This window comes from Achromobacter veterisilvae (assembly GCF_900496975.1).
Taxonomy (GTDB): domain Bacteria; phylum Pseudomonadota; class Gammaproteobacteria; order Burkholderiales; family Burkholderiaceae_B; genus Achromobacter; species Achromobacter veterisilvae.
On the sequence record NZ_UFQC01000015.1, the window covers coordinates 134,048 to 150,723 of the forward strand.

General features: G+C 63.8%; 15 protein-coding genes and 3 pseudogenes. 8 read left to right on the forward strand and 10 right to left on the reverse strand.

The window, feature by feature from the left end; all coding sequences use genetic code 11:
• Positions 1 to 47: 47 nt before the first annotated feature.
• The 3 genes from AVE30378_RS16020 to AVE30378_RS16030 all read right to left on the reverse strand — a co-directional run bounded on the left by AVE30378_RS16020 (position 48) and on the right by AVE30378_RS16030 (position 3,944).
• Entirely contained in the window at positions 48 to 506 is a 459-nt protein-coding gene (locus AVE30378_RS16020) for a Smg family protein (RefSeq protein ID WP_129241883.1), read from the reverse strand.
• Positions 507 to 746: 240 nt separating this feature from the next.
• Complete coding sequence (locus AVE30378_RS16025) at positions 747 to 2,771, reverse strand: TRAP transporter permease (protein ID WP_129241865.1); 2,025 nt, start codon at positions 2,769 to 2,771, stop codon at positions 747 to 749.
• A 210-nt stretch (positions 2,772 to 2,981) separates the two neighbouring features.
• Positions 2,982 to 3,944, reverse strand: a complete 963-nt coding sequence (locus tag AVE30378_RS16030; RefSeq protein WP_129241866.1) for a TAXI family TRAP transporter solute-binding subunit — start codon at positions 3,942 to 3,944, stop codon at positions 2,982 to 2,984.
• 257 nt (positions 3,945 to 4,201) lie between these two features.
• On the opposite strand from AVE30378_RS16030, the gene AVE30378_RS16035 reads away from it, so the two are divergent.
• Positions 4,202 to 5,341, forward strand: a complete 1,140-nt coding sequence (locus AVE30378_RS16035; protein WP_129241867.1) for a DSD1 family PLP-dependent enzyme — start codon at positions 4,202 to 4,204, stop codon at positions 5,339 to 5,341.
• Between the two features lie 99 nt (positions 5,342 to 5,440).
• Here the strand turns inward: AVE30378_RS16035 and AVE30378_RS16040 are convergent, their stop codons facing one another.
• Positions 5,441 to 5,569 (reverse strand): entericidin A/B family lipoprotein, encoded by a 129-nt coding sequence (locus AVE30378_RS16040; protein WP_129241868.1) that lies wholly within the window; start codon positions 5,567 to 5,569, stop codon positions 5,441 to 5,443.
• Positions 5,570 to 5,627: 58 nt separating this feature from the next.
• Entirely contained in the window at positions 5,628 to 5,813 is a 186-nt protein-coding gene (locus AVE30378_RS16045) for a CsbD family protein (RefSeq protein WP_129241869.1), read from the reverse strand.
• A gap of 319 nt (positions 5,814 to 6,132) precedes the next feature.
• Between AVE30378_RS16045 and AVE30378_RS16050 the strand changes: the two genes are divergently transcribed.
• Entirely contained in the window at positions 6,133 to 6,318 is a 186-nt protein-coding gene (locus AVE30378_RS16050; protein ID WP_129241870.1) for a hypothetical protein, read from the forward strand.
• Between the two features lie 49 nt (positions 6,319 to 6,367).
• Here AVE30378_RS16050 and AVE30378_RS16055 read toward each other — a convergent pair whose 3' ends face one another.
• Positions 6,368 to 7,333, reverse strand: coding sequence for a Bug family tripartite tricarboxylate transporter substrate binding protein (locus tag AVE30378_RS16055; RefSeq protein ID WP_129241871.1), 966 nt, complete (start codon positions 7,331 to 7,333; stop codon positions 6,368 to 6,370).
• Positions 7,334 to 7,543: 210 nt separating this feature from the next.
• Here AVE30378_RS16055 and AVE30378_RS16060 point away from each other — a divergent pair, with 210 nt between their 5' ends.
• Positions 7,544 to 8,737, forward strand: a complete 1,194-nt coding sequence (locus AVE30378_RS16060; RefSeq protein ID WP_129241872.1) for an acetylornithine transaminase — start codon at positions 7,544 to 7,546, stop codon at positions 8,735 to 8,737.
• 50 nt (positions 8,738 to 8,787) lie between these two features.
• Positions 8,788 to 9,101, forward strand: a pseudogene (locus AVE30378_RS16065) (YegP family protein).
• A 100-nt stretch (positions 9,102 to 9,201) separates the two neighbouring features.
• Here AVE30378_RS16065 and AVE30378_RS16070 read toward each other — a convergent pair.
• The 3 genes from AVE30378_RS16070 to AVE30378_RS16080 all read right to left on the reverse strand — a co-directional run bounded on the left by AVE30378_RS16070 (position 9,202) and on the right by AVE30378_RS16080 (position 13,090).
• Positions 9,202 to 11,565, reverse strand: a complete 2,364-nt coding sequence (locus AVE30378_RS16070; RefSeq protein WP_129241873.1) for a TonB-dependent siderophore receptor — start codon at positions 11,563 to 11,565, stop codon at positions 9,202 to 9,204.
• An 83-nt stretch (positions 11,566 to 11,648) separates the two neighbouring features.
• Positions 11,649 to 12,593 carry a FecR family protein gene (locus tag AVE30378_RS16075; protein ID WP_129241874.1) on the reverse strand — a complete coding sequence of 315 codons (945 nt, stop codon included), beginning with the start codon at positions 12,591 to 12,593 and terminating at the stop codon, positions 11,649 to 11,651.
• On the reverse strand, positions 12,590 to 13,090 hold the full coding sequence (locus AVE30378_RS16080) for a sigma-70 family RNA polymerase sigma factor (RefSeq protein WP_244235064.1): 501 nt from the start codon (positions 13,088 to 13,090) through the stop codon (positions 12,590 to 12,592). The genes AVE30378_RS16075 and AVE30378_RS16080 overlap by 4 nt, the downstream gene beginning before the upstream one ends.
• Before the next feature lie 95 nt (positions 13,091 to 13,185).
• Between AVE30378_RS16080 and AVE30378_RS16085 the strand changes: the two genes are divergently transcribed.
• From AVE30378_RS16085 to AVE30378_RS16100, 4 genes and pseudogenes are all read left to right on the forward strand, one after another.
• Positions 13,186 to 13,800 (forward strand): ABC transporter ATP-binding protein, encoded by a 615-nt coding sequence (locus AVE30378_RS16085; RefSeq protein WP_129241876.1) that lies wholly within the window; start codon positions 13,186 to 13,188, stop codon positions 13,798 to 13,800.
• A 216-nt stretch (positions 13,801 to 14,016) separates the two neighbouring features.
• Positions 14,017 to 14,379 (forward strand): annotated as a pseudogene (locus AVE30378_RS32860) (tyrosine-type recombinase/integrase); the annotation flags it as partial.
• A 189-nt stretch (positions 14,380 to 14,568) separates the two neighbouring features.
• Entirely contained in the window at positions 14,569 to 15,594 is a 1,026-nt protein-coding gene (locus AVE30378_RS16095; RefSeq protein WP_129241877.1) for a hypothetical protein, read from the forward strand.
• Positions 15,591 to 16,139, forward strand: coding sequence for a hypothetical protein (locus AVE30378_RS16100; RefSeq protein ID WP_208742398.1), 549 nt, complete (start codon positions 15,591 to 15,593; stop codon positions 16,137 to 16,139). The genes AVE30378_RS16095 and AVE30378_RS16100 overlap by 4 nt, the downstream gene beginning before the upstream one ends.
• A 378-nt stretch (positions 16,140 to 16,517) precedes the next feature.
• Here AVE30378_RS16100 and AVE30378_RS16105 read toward each other — a convergent pair.
• A pseudogene (locus AVE30378_RS16105) lies at positions 16,518 to 16,676 on the reverse strand (IS110 family transposase); the annotation flags it as partial.

The window sequence follows — 16,676 nt, forward strand, 5'->3', positions numbered from 1 at the left end:
GCGCGCGGGGAGCGGCAAGGGGGATCCGGTGCGGCGGCGCGCCGCGCTCAATGCAGGCGGCGCGTGCCGTCGTCGTCCAGCAGTTCTTCCAGGACCAGATTGTCGATCTCGGCCTCCTGGCTCCAGAGGACCATGAGGGCGATGATCTTGATCTTGGAGAGCGGCACGGGCGATTCCGGCGCGGCCAGGCCCCGGTCGATGACGATTTCGCGCAGGGGCGCGGGCAGCACGCCGGCCGATTCCAGGAAGGCGATGAAGCCGATGGATTCGGTGCCGAGCTGCTGGTATTCGTGATCGGTGTAGATGCGGGTGCCGGTGGTGGGCGCCTGGGCCAAGTCGACGCATCGTTCCGTGGTCTCGGCCAGCCCATAGAGCCACCCGAGAGCGTCGTCGATGTCTTCGTGCTCGAACCCGGCGGCGGCAAGCCGCTTGGCCAGCACGTCGGCCGCAGGACAGGCTTGCGGCGTGTAGTAATTCTCGTACAGATAAACCAGGATATCGAACATATGGCGCAGTTTTGTGCCTGTTTGCACAGTCGGCCCGCATATCGGCAGACCAGCAAACATGAATTTTACTTTACGCTGATTTATAGGGCCGGGCAACCGGCCCGGCGGGGGAATGTTGTATGCCGTCACCCTGGGGCAACAGCCGCGCCTTCTTCGGTCAATTGCTGCCAAAATACCTGATTCCGGAATAAAAGGGGCGGATCAGTCCGATCCGCCCCTTTTATTTTGCGGGCAGGGGCCTCAAGCGGCCTTGGGCGCGCTTTCCAGCTTGAGCTGCGCTAACTGGCGCACGAACACCGGAATGCAGATCGCCAGTCCGATCAGGCCGCTGGTCAACCCCGGCACGATAGTCAGCAGCGCGCCGATCGTGCACAGCCAGCGTTCCCAGCTTTTCATGCCCACCAGCATATAGCGCGAGAACGCGGCCGACAGCAGCACCAGGCCGACGATGCAGCCGAACAGCGTCACGAAGAAGTCGTACCAGGTGAAGCCCTGGACCGAAATCAGCAGCGACGGCGAGAACACGAACACGAACGGCACGATGAGCTTGGTGATGCCCAGCCGGAACGCCGTGTTGCCGGTCTTGAATGGGTCGCTGCCCGCCATCCCCGCCGCCGCGTAGGCCGCCAGCGCCACGGGTGGCGTGATGTCCGCCAGGATGCCGAAATAGAACACGAAGAAGTGCGCCGCGATGGGCTGCACGCCCAACTGCACCAGCGTGGGGGCGGCCACCGCCACCATGATCAGGTAATTCGCCGTGGTGGGCACGCCGCAGCCCATCAGGACGCAGACGATGCCCGTCATCAGCAGCGCGGCGACCAGCGTCAGCGACTGCATGTCGGCGATCGACGCGGGCAGGATCATCGCGGCGCCGCTGGCCAGCACCTGCGAGGCCGAGATCACAATGTACGAGATCTTGAAGCCCACGCCGGTCAGCGTCACCACGCCGATCACGATGCCCACCGTGCCCGCCGCCGCGCCCACGGCCAGCGCGTACTTCGCGCCGGTCTCGAAGGCCTCGTAGAGATCGCGCCAGCGCAGCCGCTGGAAGGGGTTCAGCAGGCCCACCACAATGCAGCCCGTGATGCCCGCGAACGCCGCCAGGTAGGGCGTGCGGCCGCTGGCCAGCACGCCGATCAGCAGCACCAGCGGGATCAGGGTCGGCCAGCGCATCTTGAACGACTGCTTGAGCTTGGGCATTTCTTCTTCGGTCAGCCCGCGCAGGCCTTCGCGCTTGGCCTCGAAGTGCACCTGCATGAACATGCCGAAGAAATACAGGAAGGCCGGAAAAATGCCCGCGATGGCGATCTGCTGGTACGGGATGCCCAGGAATTCGATCATCAGGAAGGCGGCCGCGCCCATGATGGGCGGCGTGATCTGCCCGCCGGTGCTGCTGGCGGCCTCGACGCCCGCGGCGAAGTGCCGCGGATACCCGATGCGGATCATGGCGGGGATGGTCAGCGACCCTACCGTCACCGCGTTGGCCACCGAGGAACCCGACAGCATGCCGAACATGGCGGACCCGAACACCGACACCTTGGCCGGGCCGCCGGCGTAGCGGCCCGCGACGGTGGAGGCTACGTCCAGGAACAACTGGCCCAGCCCGATGCGCGTGGCCAGCACCCCGAACAGCACGAAGTGGAACACGTAGGTCGCCACCACGCCCACCGCCACGCCATATACCCCCTGGCTGGTGAGGTACATATGGTTGACGATCTGCGACCAGTTATTGCCCGCGTGCTTGAGCAGACCCGGGAAGTACGGGCCGAACATGGCGTATGCCATGAAGACCAGCGCGATGATGGGCAGCGGCCAGCCCATGGCGCGGCGCGTGGCCTCCAGCAGGCCGATCAGCAGGATCGACCCCATGAGCACGTCTTCGGGCAGCGGATTCCCGACCCGGAACGCCAGGTCCTCGAAAATGTAGGGGATGTACAGCACCGACAGGGCCAGCACGATGGCGATGATCCAGTCGTACAGCGGAATGCCGCCGGGCGCGTACCAGGTCGATTTGGGCTCGCGGGTGTAGTGCGCCTTGGAAAAGCCGAACACCAGGAAAATGAGGCTCAGCACGAACGCCAGGTGCACGCCGCGGTGCGTGGCCTCGCGCAGCAGCCCGAAACCCGCCGTGTAGTAGTGGAAGATCGAGAGCGTCACCAGCAGGCCGGAGACAATCCAGGTGGCTGTCTTGTCCAGCGGCCGGAAGCGGATTTCCGAATCGTACTTTTCCGCGAGCTGCTGGGTCTTGTCGTGGTCTATTTCCATCGCCGTGATTCTCAGGATGATTCAACAAGCAGGGCCGCTCATGGCGGCCCCACTCAAGCGCGGCGCAGCGCACCGCAGATAGGCAAACTTCGTTTCCCAAGCAGCAAACTCGCCGCACGCCGCCGCCGCCCCAATCGGGGCCGCGTGGGTCCGGCTACGCCGGCCCACTGCGGCGCCCCTGGGGGAAGCGCCGAAGGCGCTCGGGGGGGCCTACTTCAGCAAGCCGATTTCCTTGTAGAACTTCTCGGCGCCCGGGTGGAACGGAATACCCGCGCCCTTGACCGCGTTGTCGCGCGTGATGAGCTTGCCCTTGGAATGGCCGGTGTCCAGCGTCTTGCGCGTGGCGTCGCTGTACAGCGCCTTGGTGACGTCGTAGACCACCTGCTCGGGCAGCTTGGCCGACGTGACCATCTGCGCGTTGACCGAGATGGTCTTCACTTCGCCCACGTTCTGGTACGTGTTGGCGGCGATGCTGTCGGGCGTGAAGAACTCCTGCTTGGCGCGCAGCGCGTCGATCTCGGGACCGACCAGCGACACGATCTCGATGCCGGCGCCGCTGGAGGCCAGTTCCGAGATGGCGCCGGCGGGGGCGCCGCCCACGAAGAAGAACGCGTCCAGCCCGCCGTCCTTGAGCTTGTCGCCGGCCTGGTTGGGCTTGAGGTATTCGGCCTTGATGTCCTTGTCGGTCATGCCGTAGGCGCCCAGGATCAGGCGCACGTCGACCAGCGTGCCCGAGCCCGGCTCGTCCATCGACACGCGCTTGCCCTTCAGGTCGGCCACGCTCTTGATGCCCGACCCCTTGCGCGCCACCAGGTGGATGCTTTCCGGATACAGCGTGGAGATCAGGCGCAGGTCCTGCGCCTTGGGCTTGCCTTCGAAGGTGCCGGTGCCGCTGTAGGCCCAGTAGGCCACGTCGGATTGCGTGAAGCCCGACTCGAACGAACCGCCGAGGATGCCGTTGATGTTGGCCACCGACCCGTTGGAGGCGACCGCCGTGGCGATCAGTTTGCCGGGCTGCGACACCGCGTTGGCGATGATGCCGCCGATGGGGTAGTAGGTGCCGGCCGTGCCGCCCGTGCCGATACGGAAGAATTGCTGCGCCTGGGCGGTGCCCGCGGCGCCGACCGCGGCGACGGCCAGGGTCAGGGTGGTGATCCAGTGCTTCAGTTTCATGCGGGCTTCTCCGTGACGTTGCTGACGATTCGAATATTGTTGGTTTTTGCCGCCGGGTCTTGTGCCCGGCGGCAAAAACGCGCCTCCCCTCGGGGGCTTTCTTTATGATGAAATTCTGTCATGTCGACCTTCTGTAGCCAATGCTTACCGGGCTATCGTTTACCAGGGGGTCGCATGGCCTTTAGGTTATGACCGGCCCATGTTTGGTTATGGCGCGGTTACATCCCACGCGGTGCAATAACAACGGAGCGTCCCCGATGTCCCAGGAAGTCATACGCGGCATAGCGCTGCCCCCGGCGGCCCAGCCGGGCGATCCCTTGGCCCGAGTCGACACGCCCAGCCTGGTGCTGGACCTGGCGGCCTTCGAAGCGAACCTGCGCGCCATGCAGGCATGGGCCGACCGCCACGACGTGGCCTTGCGGCCCCACGCCAAGGCGCACAAATGCCCCGAGATCGCGTTGCGCCAGTTGGCCCTGGGCGCGCGCGGCATCTGCTGCCAGAAAGTCAGCGAAGCCCTGCCCTTCGTCGCCGCCGGCATCCGCGACATCCACATCAGCAACGAAGTCGTCGGCCCGGCCAAGCTGGCGCTGCTGGGCCAGTTGGCGCGCGCCGCGAAAATGAGCGTCTGCGTGGACAACGCCGAGAACCTGGCGCAGTTGTCGGCCGCCATGGTCCAGGCCGGCGCCGAGATCGACGTGCTGGTGGAGGTGGACGTGGGCCAGGGCCGCTGCGGCGTGTCCGACGACGCCACGGTGCTGGCGCTGGCGCAGCAGGCCCGCGCCCTGCCCGGCGTGAATTTCGCCGGCCTGCAGGCCTATCACGGCGCGGTGCAGCACTTCCGCACGCGCGAAGAACGCGCCGCCACCTGCCGCCAGTCCGCCCGCATCGCCGCGTCCTACGCCCAGTTGCTGCGCGAAAGCGGCATCGCCTGCGACACCATCACCGGGGGCGGCACCGGCAGCGCGGAATTCGACGCGGCCAGCGGCGTCTACACCGAATTGCAGGCCGGCTCCTACGCCTTCATGGACGGCGACTACGGCGCCAACGAATGGAACGGACCGCTCGTGTTCCAGAACAGCCTCTTCGTGCTGTCCACCGTCATGAGCACGCCGACGCCCGACCGCGTCATCCTGGACGCCGGCCTGAAATCCACTACCGCCGAATGCGGCCCGCCCGCGGTCTACGGCGAACCGGGGCTGGTCTACGCCTCCATCAACGACGAACACGGCGTGGTGCGCGTGGAGCCCGGCGCGCAGGCGCCCGCGCTGGGCGCGGTGCTGCGCCTGGTGCCCTCGCACGTCGACCCCACCTTCAACCTGCACGACGGGCTGGTGGCGGTGAAGGACCGCGTGGTGCAGGACGTATGGGAGATCGCCGCGCGCGGATTCTCGCGCTGAAGCGCGCCGCGGGAATCATGCGCCGGCCCGCCCGAACGCAAAAAGGGCCGGCGCGTGATCAGCGCGCCGGCCGTAAACGCAGGCTCCCCCTTGAGGGGGCTACTGGGCCTTCTGCTGGATCTTCTCCCCGCCACGTTCGATGTCTTTGCCGGCACCTTCCATCGTGTTGCAACCCGCCGTGACGGCGGCGACCGCCAGCATCAGCGCAAGCCAGATTCGATGGGTCATGTTCTTCTCCTTTAGGCGTTCATTGGACACAGCGAGGCATGCCGGCGGGCAGCCGCGCTTATTTCTTGCCCAGCAAGTCCCGTGCCTGATCCTTGGCTTCGCCTACATTGCGTTGCACTTTGCCGACGGTCTTTTCCGTCTTGCCTTCCACTTCCGTTTCGCGGTTGCCGGTCACCTTCCCGGCGGTTTCCTTGATCGCGCCTTTGACTTCCTTGGCGGCGCCCTTGATGCGGTCCTTGTCCATGCCGTCGCTCCTTGCGTTCCGGGTTACATGAGACCGCAAGCCAGGAGAACCCCGGCTGCGGACGAACCCACTATAGGAATCGCGCGGGAAGCGCGTAAGAAGCAGGCGCACCAGATGGAGGGGTGCTTTTTTACCGACTGTGGAAGCGCGGCCGCGAGATAGGCAAAAAGTACTAGAGGGATTCGTCCTGCGTGATCTGGGCGCGGCGGCCCGCCGCGCCTATCGTGGACTTGCACCGCGCGCGCCGCCCTGCGCGAATCGCAATCGCATTGGGCGCGGCCGGGGAGCACCCGCTCCAACGCACCTTCAGGAGACACTCATGAACGCGCACCAGCAGCCTGACGATCCTTCCATCCCGCCCATCGACGATCCGTCGCGCCCGCCCGGTCAGGATGACACCGAGCCCGGCCGCAAGCCGCCGGACGTGCCGGGGCAACCTGGCCGACCGGATCTGCCGGGAGGGCCGGGGCAGCCCGACGATCCCCCCCTGACCCAGCCGCGCTAGGCGCGGCGGGCGAGCGATCCCGGCAAGCGCCGGGATCGCGGCACGGCGCTCAGTCGACCTGCGCGCCGGATTGCTTCACGGCCTTGCCCCATTTCTCCACTTCGCCGGCGATGAACTTGCCGGTAGCGTCGGGCGTCAACGGCATCGGTTCCGCACCACGATCGCGGAAGAACTTCTGCATTTCCGGCGCATTCAGCACCTGGCCGATCTGCTGGCTCAGGTAGCCCGTCACTTCCGGCGGCGTGCCTTGCGGCGCCAGGACCGAGGCCCACCCAATGGCCTCGAAGCCCGGATAGCCCGATTCCGCCACCGTCGGCACGTCCGGCAGTTGCGGCAGCCGCTTGGCCGTCGTCACGGCCAGCGCCACCGCCTTCTTGCTCTGCACGTGCGGCAGGCCCGCCGTCACCGAATCCACCATCAGCGGAACCTGATGACCCAGGAAATCCGCCTGCGCCGGGCCGCTGCCCTTGTACGGAATGTGGCGGATGTCGATATCGGCGGCCGCCTTGAACATTTCGGCCGACAAGTGCTGCGTGCCGCCGATGCCCGCGCTGGCATAGGCCAGATCGCCCGGCTTGGCGCGCGCCTGCTCCACCAACTGCTTGAGCGACGTAATGCCCGAAGCCGGCGTCGCCAGGAACATCAGCGGCACCGAAAACACCCCCGACACCGGCGCGAAATCCTTGGTCAGGCTGTAATTGATGGTCTTGTACAACGTCTGGTTGACGGCCGCGGCAGAGCCCGCGATCACCAGCGTGTAGCCGTCCGGCGTGGCGCGGGCGGCCTGCTCCATGCCGATATTGCTGCCGGCGCCGGCGCGGTTCTCGACCACGATGGGCTGCTTCACGGCCGCGCCCAGCTTTTCGGCCAGGGCCCGGGCGAAGATATCGGTGGCCTGGCCGGGCGGGAACGGCACGATCAGGCGGATGGGGCGTTCGGGGAACGCGGCGTGGGCGGTAGCCGCCGCCGCCGTCAGAGCCAGGCCGGCGGCCAGACTGGAAAGAATACGTTTCATGATTGGTCAGTAAAAAGCAACAAAGGGCTGCGCGCGAGGGGCGCGCCACTTGCATAAAATAGAGCGCCCGCGCTGGCGGCCCTTTTGAGGCGGCCCGGGGCGGATCGGCAGGGGGTGCGTCACGATAGCATCCCTGCGTCGGTGCTACATTTGCGTTTTCTCGACCCCCGAAGTTTCCCTACCCTGTCCTTTCACCCCGCAGGAACCGCCATGGAATTCAGCCAGTTCAACGTCAACACCCTCATGGAGATCACCTCCCGCCCGGACCTCGTGTTCGTGCGAGGCCAGGGATCCTGGCTGGAGGATCACGCGGGCAAGCGATACCTGGACTTCGTGCAGGGCTGGGCGGTGAACACCCTGGGCCACTGCGCCCCGGAAATGCAGCGCGCCCTGCTGGAGCAGTCCAAGCTGTTGATGAACCCCTCGCCGGCCTTCTACAACGTGCCGTCCATCGAACTGGCCCAGCGCCTGACCGGCGCGTCCGTCTTCGACCGCGTCTTCTTCGCCAACAGCGGCGGCGAAGCCAACGAAGGCGCCATCAAGCTGGCGCGCAAATGGGGCCAGGTCAACAAGAAGGGCGCGTACAAGATCATCACCATGAACCACGGCTTCCACGGCCGCACGCTGGCGACCATGTCCGCGTCGGGCAAGCCGGGCTGGGACAAGATGTTCGCCCCGCAGGTCGAAGGCTTCCCCAAGGCCGAAATCAACGACCTGGAATCCGTGCGCAAGCTGATCGACGACCAGACCGTCGCCATCATGCTCGAACCCGTCCAGGGCGAAGCCGGCGTCATCCCGGCCAGCAAGGAGTTCATGCAGGGCCTGCGCAAGCTGGCCGACGAACACAAGCTGCTCTTCATCGTCGACGAAGTCCAGACCGGCATGGGCCGCACGGGCACCATGTTCGCCTACCAGCAATCCGACGTGGTGCCGGACATCATGACGCTGGCCAAGGGCATCGGCGGCGGCGTGCCGCTGGCCGCGCTCCTGGCGCGCCAGGAAGTCTGCGTGTTCTCGCATGGCGACCAGGGTGGCACGTACAACGGCAACCCGCTGATGGCCGCGGTCGGCGTCGCGGTGTTCGACGCCCTGGCCGCGCCGGGCTTCATGGAATCGGTCAACGCCCGCGCCAAGCAACTGTCCGAAGGCCTGCTGGCCCTGTCGGCCAAGTACGGCATGAAGGGCGAGCGCGGCCTGGGCCTGCTGCGCGCGCTGGTAATGGATCGGGATGATGGTCCCGCCATCGTCGACGCCGCGCGGAATCTGGCTCCGGCCGGGTTGCTGCTGAATGCGCCGCGCGGGAACCTGCTGCGCTTCATGCCGGCGTTGAATGTGACGGCCGAGGAAATGGATACGATGCTGACGCAGTTGGATGGGTTGATTGCGCAGGTGCGTAAGGGTTGATCGAATAGATTCGCCGAGCTGTGACGATGAGGGCCGCATAAGCGGCCCTCATTTTCTTGCATGCCCTGAACGCAAGACATGGACTATCATCAGCCGGCATTCATGTGTGTGCATCGCAGTATCGACCCATTGTTGAACTAGCCTGCGCTCAGGACGGCATTGCATCGTTCGCCAGAATTCGCCGCTGGACGACCGCTATCAGCGCAAGACCGCAACTGACGGCTCGCCTTATTTCACGTTGATTGCGGCGAATGGGCAGTCCATCGGGCGCAGTGAAATGTATTCGAGTACCGCAGCGCGAGACAACGGCATTGCGTCGGTAAAAACGAACGGACCCACGACCGTGGTGAAAGACAACACCTGAATGGTCTGCGGCCAAGCGTAAGGCTTGATTCGGCGCTATCGCTGACAGGCGCAAAGCGCCGCATAGCGCGGCGCTTTGCCACGGATCCCAAGCCCAAACCCTAAAACGCGTACTTCGCCGTCAACAAAAACGACCGCGGCGCGCCGAAGTGGTTGTTATCCTGCGTGCTGCCTATCGCCTGGTAGTAATACTTGTCGAACAGGTTGTACACGTTCAAGCGCAGATCCAGATTCGGCGACGCCCGATACGCCACCACCGCGTCCCATACGCTATACCCCGGCTGGCGCACGTTGTAGGCCGGCAAGCTGATCGCGCTCTGCACGCGCACTGCCCCGCCCACGCGCCACGCATTCAGCGCGCCCGGCAAGGTGTACATGGTCGAGAGCTTGAACAAATGGCGCGGGGTTTGCGTGTCGTAGGCCGCGCCCGCCCGCAGGCTGCCCGAATCCTCCAGGTACTTGGACTGGTTGTACGTATAGCCGGCCGACACCTGCCAACCCGGCGTGATCGCGCCCGCCACTTCGAATTCCACCCCCCGGCTTTGCACCTTGCCCGAGGGCGCATAGCATTCGATCACTCCCGGGCCGCACGCGGACGTGGCCAGCGCGACCGGACGGTTGCGTTGGCGGATCTGGAACACCGCCGCGCTGGCGTTGAGCCGGCCGTCGTAATACTCCCCTTTGATCCCGGCCTCCAGATTGGTGCCGATGACCGGGTCCAGCGGCGCGCCGCTGGTTGACTGGCTGCTTTGCGGCTGGAACACGCTGGTCCAGCTGGTGTAGACGGAATGCTGGCGGTCCAGGTCGTAGATCAGGCCCGCGTAGGGCGTCAGCTCGTGCTTGACCTTATAGTCCGCGGGCGGGCTGACGTAGTCGCCGGACTTCAGCGTCATGTCGTACTCATACCAGTCCAGCCGGGCGCCCAGCATCAGCGTCAGCGGATCGGCAAGGCTCAGGCGGGTGGTGGCGTAGCCGCTCATCTGGCGCTGGTATCCCTTGCGCGACCAGGGGTAGACGAACGCGGGCTTCTCCACGGCGCTGGAGTCCCAGTGTTCCGGGTCGACCGTCATGTTGTAGTCCAAGGGCCAGCCGCCGGGGCCGTCGTCGTCCTTGTTCTTCAGGAAGCTGCCGCCCAGCACCAATTCATGCGTGCGGCCCAGCAGTGTGAAGGGGCCGCTCAGATAGCCATCCACGCTGTACTGGGTCTTGTCATAGGCATACTGGCCCAGCCCCTGCCCGAAGAACGTCGAGTCTTCCAGGGGGTACAGATAGCTGCCCAGCATGTTCATCTTGGCGCGCAGCGTGCGGGCGGTGAGCTTGCCGGACCAGCCGTTCTCGAAACGGTGATCCAGTTCGGCGAAGAAGCTGGTGTTCTCCTTGTTCCAATAAGCCCAGTCCGGCGACAAGCGGATCGAGCGATTGAAGTCATAGAAGCTGCCGTCCCGGCGCGTGGGCAGCCCATTCCAATCCGCGCCCGGGTTGTCTTCCCGGTTGTAGTAGCCGCCGATGCTGAGCGTGGTGTTGGCCGTGAGATCGGCTTCGATGGTGCCGTAGAAGAGCTGGCGCTGGTGCTCGTAGGCCTTCTTGAAGGTATTCGAATCCTGATAGGCCACCACGCCCCGGGCGCGCAGGGTGCCGGCCTCGTTCAGCGGGCCCGAGCCGTCGACTTCGCCTCGGTAATTGTCCCAACTGCCGGCGCTGGCCGTCACCGAGAACTGCGGCACCGCCGTGGCGCGCTTGCGCACCAGGTTGATGGTGCCCGAGGGGTTGCCGGCCCCGGTCATCATGCCGGCCGCGCCGCGCAGCACCTCGATGTGGTCGTACATGGCCAGCGTCGCCACGCCCTGCGTGTCGTAGTCGTAGCCCAGCGGCACCCCGTCAGCCAGGAATGAACTGATCTCGAAACCGCGAGAGAAGAACTGCGTGCGTTCCCCGCCGCCGATCTGGCGCGTGGTCAGCCCGGTCGTATCGCGCGCCACATCGTCCAGCGACTGAAACCCCCGGTCCTCTATCTGCTGACGCGTCACCGCGCTGACCGACTGCGGCGTCTCGCGCGGAGACAGCGCGAACTTGGTGGCCGTGGACATGACCGGCGTGGTGTAGGAATGGGTGCCTTCCGTCACGCCCAGCGTGGCCGCTTCCACCGTCACCGGCGCCAGCGTCGTCGTGCTGGCCGGCGCCACCGTCAGGCTGCCATCCGGCGTGCGCCGCAACTCCAGCCCGCTTCCGGCCAGCGCGCGAGCGGTGGCTTCTTCCAGGGACAACTGGCCGGAGACGGCCGGCGCAGACTTGCCCGCCACCAGATCCGCCCGAAACGAGATCACCGCGCCCGCGATGCGCGCGATCTGGGTCAGCGCCACATCCAGCCGGCCCGCGGGCAAATCGTATTGGCGCAGCGCCTGGGCATGGGCGGTGCAGGCGGCGGCTGCGATGACGCAGGCGGCCGGAAACCTCAGGGAAAGCATGGAACACTCCGTGGATGCGTGAGCACGCGTTCCCTGTATGTGCATCGGCGCCATCAAAAAAACACCCGGCGCGTAAAAAAGATTCAGGCCAGATCGATCATCACGTACCAGCCGCTCAACCGCTGCACCCGGATCGGCAAGGTATTCCTCAGCGCCTCCAGCGCCCGGTCGCCATCGTCCAGCGGAAACAGCCCCGTCACGCGCAGCCGCGCCGCCTGCGGCGACATCCGCAGCCAGCCCGGCCGGTACCGGGCCAGCGCCTCCACCACGGTTTGCAGCGGCTCGTCATGGACTTCCAATTCGCCGTTCTGCCAAGCGGCCGCGTGTTCCTGGCCGTTCTGCACCGCATCCACCTGCCGCGCGTCGAACCACACGCTCTGCCCCGGCGCCAAGGGCTGGCGCACGCCCGCCAGCGTGGTCACCTCGGCGACCCCGCTCAAGGCCAGGCAGAAACTGCGCCCGGCCGCGCAGCGCACCATGGCGCGCCCCTGGGCAAGCCTGACCTCGCCTTGCGGCAGCCGCACGTGCAGCCCCTGGCTGCCCTCCACCTCAAAAATCGCCGCGCCGGCCGACACCCGCACCACGTGCGCCCCCTCCCACGACGCCGCGCTGCGCGCATCCAGCTCCATCGTGTTGCCGTCCGGCAAAGCCACCCGCCGGCGCTCGCCGGTGCGGGTCACATAGCCCGCCGCCAGGGATTGCAAGGGCACATAGCGGTCCGCCACGCCCGCGCCCAGCAGCAGCGCCCCGCCCGCCAGCGCCAGCTTCCCCAGCCGCCGGCGCTGCGCCAGTTGCGGCCCCACCAGCGAACGCCGCAGCGCATCGCCATCGGACAGCAACCCCGGCCGCAGCGCATGCAGCGTACCGTTCAGCGCCGCATTCAGCCGCTGCCACGCCGCGCCGTGGCTCGGGCTCTCCGCCAGCCACCGGTCAAACGCCGCGCGGTCCGCATCGCTGGCCTGCCCGCTGGACAAACACACCTGCCATTCAATCGCCGCCTCGCGGCTGCGCGCATCCAAGGCCGTCATACCCCAAACACCTCGCAGCAACGGCGCAAAGCCTGCACGATGTACTTGCGCACCATCGTCGGCGACACCTTCAGCCGCGCCGCAATCTCCACATGCGTCAGGCCGTCGAGCTGGCTATACAGAAACGCCATCCTGGCCTTGGCTGACAGCCCGTCCAGCGCCGTATCCAGCGCCTGCAAGGCCTGCAGCGTCTGCACCCGTTCCTCGGCCGACGGCTCCAGCGCCTCGGGCTGCAAGCGCAGCACCTCCAGCCACGCCTGCTCCAGCTCACGCCGCCGCCACAGCCGCCACGTAATACGCCGGGCGATCGTGACCAGCATGGCCCGCGGCTCGTTCAACTGCTCCAGCGCCGGCAGGCACAGCAACTGCGTAAACGTCTCGCCCGCCACATCCTCCGCGTCCTCGCGGTTGCGCAACCCATTGCGCAGCCGCCGCTCCAGCCACGGATGGTCGTTCTTATAAATGGTGGAAAACCGGCTATCGCGTGTCGAGTCCACGGCCTGCGCTGTCAATGAATGGGAATCGTTATCAATTATGGCATGGCGCGCGCTGCCGCTTCTAGTCCCCCCTGATCCTGCGTAAACTCCCCGCCATGCTACGACTCGACAATCTCAGCAAACGCTACGGCGACTACCTCGTCTTCCAGGGCCTGACCCACCGTTTCACGCCCGGGTGCGTGGCGCTATGCGAAGAAGACAGCACCGGCAAATCCACCCTCCTGAACATCATCGCCGGCGCCATCGCGCCCGATAGCGGAGATGTGTGGATAGATGGGCATTCCCTGACCCACGCGCCCCAACAAGCCAAGGCCCGCCTGGCCTACGTGCCCGACAACTGCCTCGCGTTTCCCACGCAGACGGGGCGCGGGCTGCTGGAACAGGTCGCGGCGGAAAAGAATGTGGCGCTCGATGAGGCCACGCTGGAGCTGGCCTATGACCTGGGCCTGGAGCCGCATCTGGACAAGCGCTTTGAACAGATGTCGACCGGCACGCGGCGCAAGGTGTTCGTAACGGCGGCGGCCTTGGGCGATCCGGCGGTGGTGATCGCGGATGGGCCCAGCAATGGGTTCGATGCGCGGGGGCGGGCGGTGCTGGCGGAGTTATTTAAGGCCTGGGGGAAGGATCGGGTGGTGTTGTTTGCGAGCCATGATGGGGAGTTGGTGGAGGGGTGTGGGGCAACGGTGACCGGCATTGTTGCACTGAGCTGATTCAACAGCATACGCCGCATGTTGAGCTGCGCTTTTCGGGCGGCTTCTAACCCAGCAGGGACGTGGCTAGCTAGGCATGTGCTGTGTGCTAGGGCGGTCCAACGGGTGGCGGAACGCGACTATTGAGTGCTCGCGCGCCGTAGGATTTTTCTAGGCGATATCAGCCCCTTCGCATCTGGCCGTCTTCGTGTGAATGTAGTCTGACACCATTATTTTCAGCGTCCGGTCCAATTCGAGATCACGGAGCAAATCCGTGAGAGTCTTGAAGCATGGATCGAGGCGCGAGGGCTACAGGCGGCGAATTTTCTGTTTCCGAGCAGGTCGCATACGTCGCTCAATCTGTCGACGCGGCGGTACGCCCGGATTGTTCATCGCTGAGTCGCATTGATTGGCCTCGACGATACTGCACATGGCACCCACACTATGCGCCGTACAAAAGCCTCGCTGATCTACCGCCGGACAAAGAATCTTCGGGCGGTACAGCTGCTTCTCGAGCATACAAAGCGGGAAAGCGCAGTTCGCCATCTTGGCATCGAGGTCGACGATGTTCTTGAGATAGCAGAGCAAACAGAGGTTTGATGCGTTCCGCCCGGCGAATGGTCACTTGACGGTCAGAACCGTTCTTCCAAACCAGAGGCCAATTTCTTAAAACGGAAGGTGCCGTCTTGCTACCCCGAGAAAGGCGGAGCTTTGCCAACGCCCGGTTGACGCAAAATTCGGTTACGCTTCTACGTAACAAACCATAACTACGCCGAGCGGAGAACAAGAATGGCTGATCATGCCAATATCACCTTTTACAAAATTGAAAGGTGCGGATACTACAACCGAAGTTCGGTCAGTCCGAAGTTTGGAAACATTGGTCAGATACTCCCGAGCCTAAAAAGTTGGTCTGAAACATTACCGTTGGAAGCAACAAAGGTGGGCTCCGACGATGACTCTGACACTCTGCCCACTTATATTGCGGCCATCGACCAATATCAGGGCGATTGGTGCGTCGCTCTGTGGAACGAAGCCCCGCCTTCTGAGGGAGGGATAGCAACAATCTCCGCACAATCAGCAGTGGGCGCGCCAGATGTGAAAATCGCGGATTTAGAAGCAGGACGCCTAGCCGGGTTCGCCACGTATTTTTGGATATTGCCCAAGGAGAATGTGTTCGCGACCTTGCGATTCGACAGACCATTCACTGGCCAGAAGGCATTTCAAAAATATATCAAAGCCTTTGTCCGTTATTACTCAAAGTTCGTTGTACATGATGCGGCCTTGACAGATAGCGATGATATTAAAGTCCTAGGCTATCGAGAGATAGCGGACGCTCCCCCCGAATCTTTAATCCCATCCTTTCGAGCAGCTATCGCGTCCAAGCCAGGCGAAATCGATTTCATAGCTTCGCAGTCTCATAACATCACAGCTATCCTCCATTCGGAACAACTCACGCTGACTACCCAAGCCGAACTTAAGACATGGCAAAAGGCTCTCACTCGCTTCGGCATCGCCAACCCGCAGCGCAAGTCATTGACGGAGGCAACGCTCAAGTCTTCTGTTAATGTTCGATTAACGAAGGCACAGGTTCAAGGATTAGCAGCTGAATGGCAGAAAGACGGTGGTACGGACAGCGGGACTGACATCGGATTCAAGATTACAGGCGAAAGTTCTCCGCGGTGGTTCAGCAAGTCTATCGCTCGCGATACTTTCAATGTAAACCTTGTTCGCACCATGCCGGAAATATTCGACCTGCAAGCTCTCCTAAAATCGCTCGCAGTTCAGCGGCAGGACATCGTAAAATTGCTAACATGAACGTCCACTCACCCATACTTCGTCGAGCTCGCTGGGTTCTTGCCGGTGTTGTCGTTATCGGAGGAGGATGGATTGGTCGAAGCATACCTTTCGCCGAACAGTGGCCACTGTTTGAAGCACTACGCACCACTGCTGCAATAGTGTTCGCTGTAGTAGGGGCGTGGGTCGCTATCATGTTTCCTGAGCGCCTAAAACAGCCTATCGTCAAACGCGCAGATGGGACGCGAATTGCTGGCCGTGAGGGCATAGATGGTTTCTTTACGCCAATAGTCCATTCCACGATTATTCTTTCGTTCGTTCTGATCATCGGGGTAGTTGCTCCAATTGCCAAACGATTTGAGTGGATGATCCTGCACTCCGAGTTATGGCGTGGAGTGACTTATGCTCTCCTCATAGGCCTGACCTTATGCCAAGTGTGGACGGTATTGATGTCGCTCGGCCAAGCAGATGAAGTTAAACAAACGTCTTTCACCCACATTTCAAAGTTCGCTCGTATCGTTAACCGAAAGGCTCAAGGCAGCACTTCTGCCGCCAAGGAGGACTAGGAGAAGGCCCGCCGGAGTGGTTATCCGTAAACCGTCGGTCGTTCAGTACGCCATTTTCGGACGAGTTCTACGAACTCTCTGCAACGAAGGAAGTGCGCAAAGCACAATCAGTTCTCCAAGCAGGCAGCTTAGCCCCGGGTGAACCAGCTCCATCCTCTTCCCCGACCTAAAGGTCAGCGCCATCGCGAGTGACCCAACAAAGTCGAGATGCCGTGCAGTTGGCTCACGACAGGGAATGGGGACTCGGCCGATGTCCGCTATGGGTCGAGGCTGTGTGGAAACTCCACTCGTCCTAACGAGCACAGCGCATTCGCCAGGACCGCATCAAATTGGGCGGTCTTCACTTAAGATAAAGATACCGTCTTGGCCGTCAAGCGATCAGACGTAGTCTGGTCGGTATCGTGATCGGGTTTTAAGCACGCCGAAGCATAGATGCACCAGCTTTCTCATGGCCGCGCCGAGCGCGGCCATTCTGCTTTTGCCCGCCAGCAGCAGTCGCTCGTAGAGCGCGCGGATATGGGGATTGCGACGAATGCC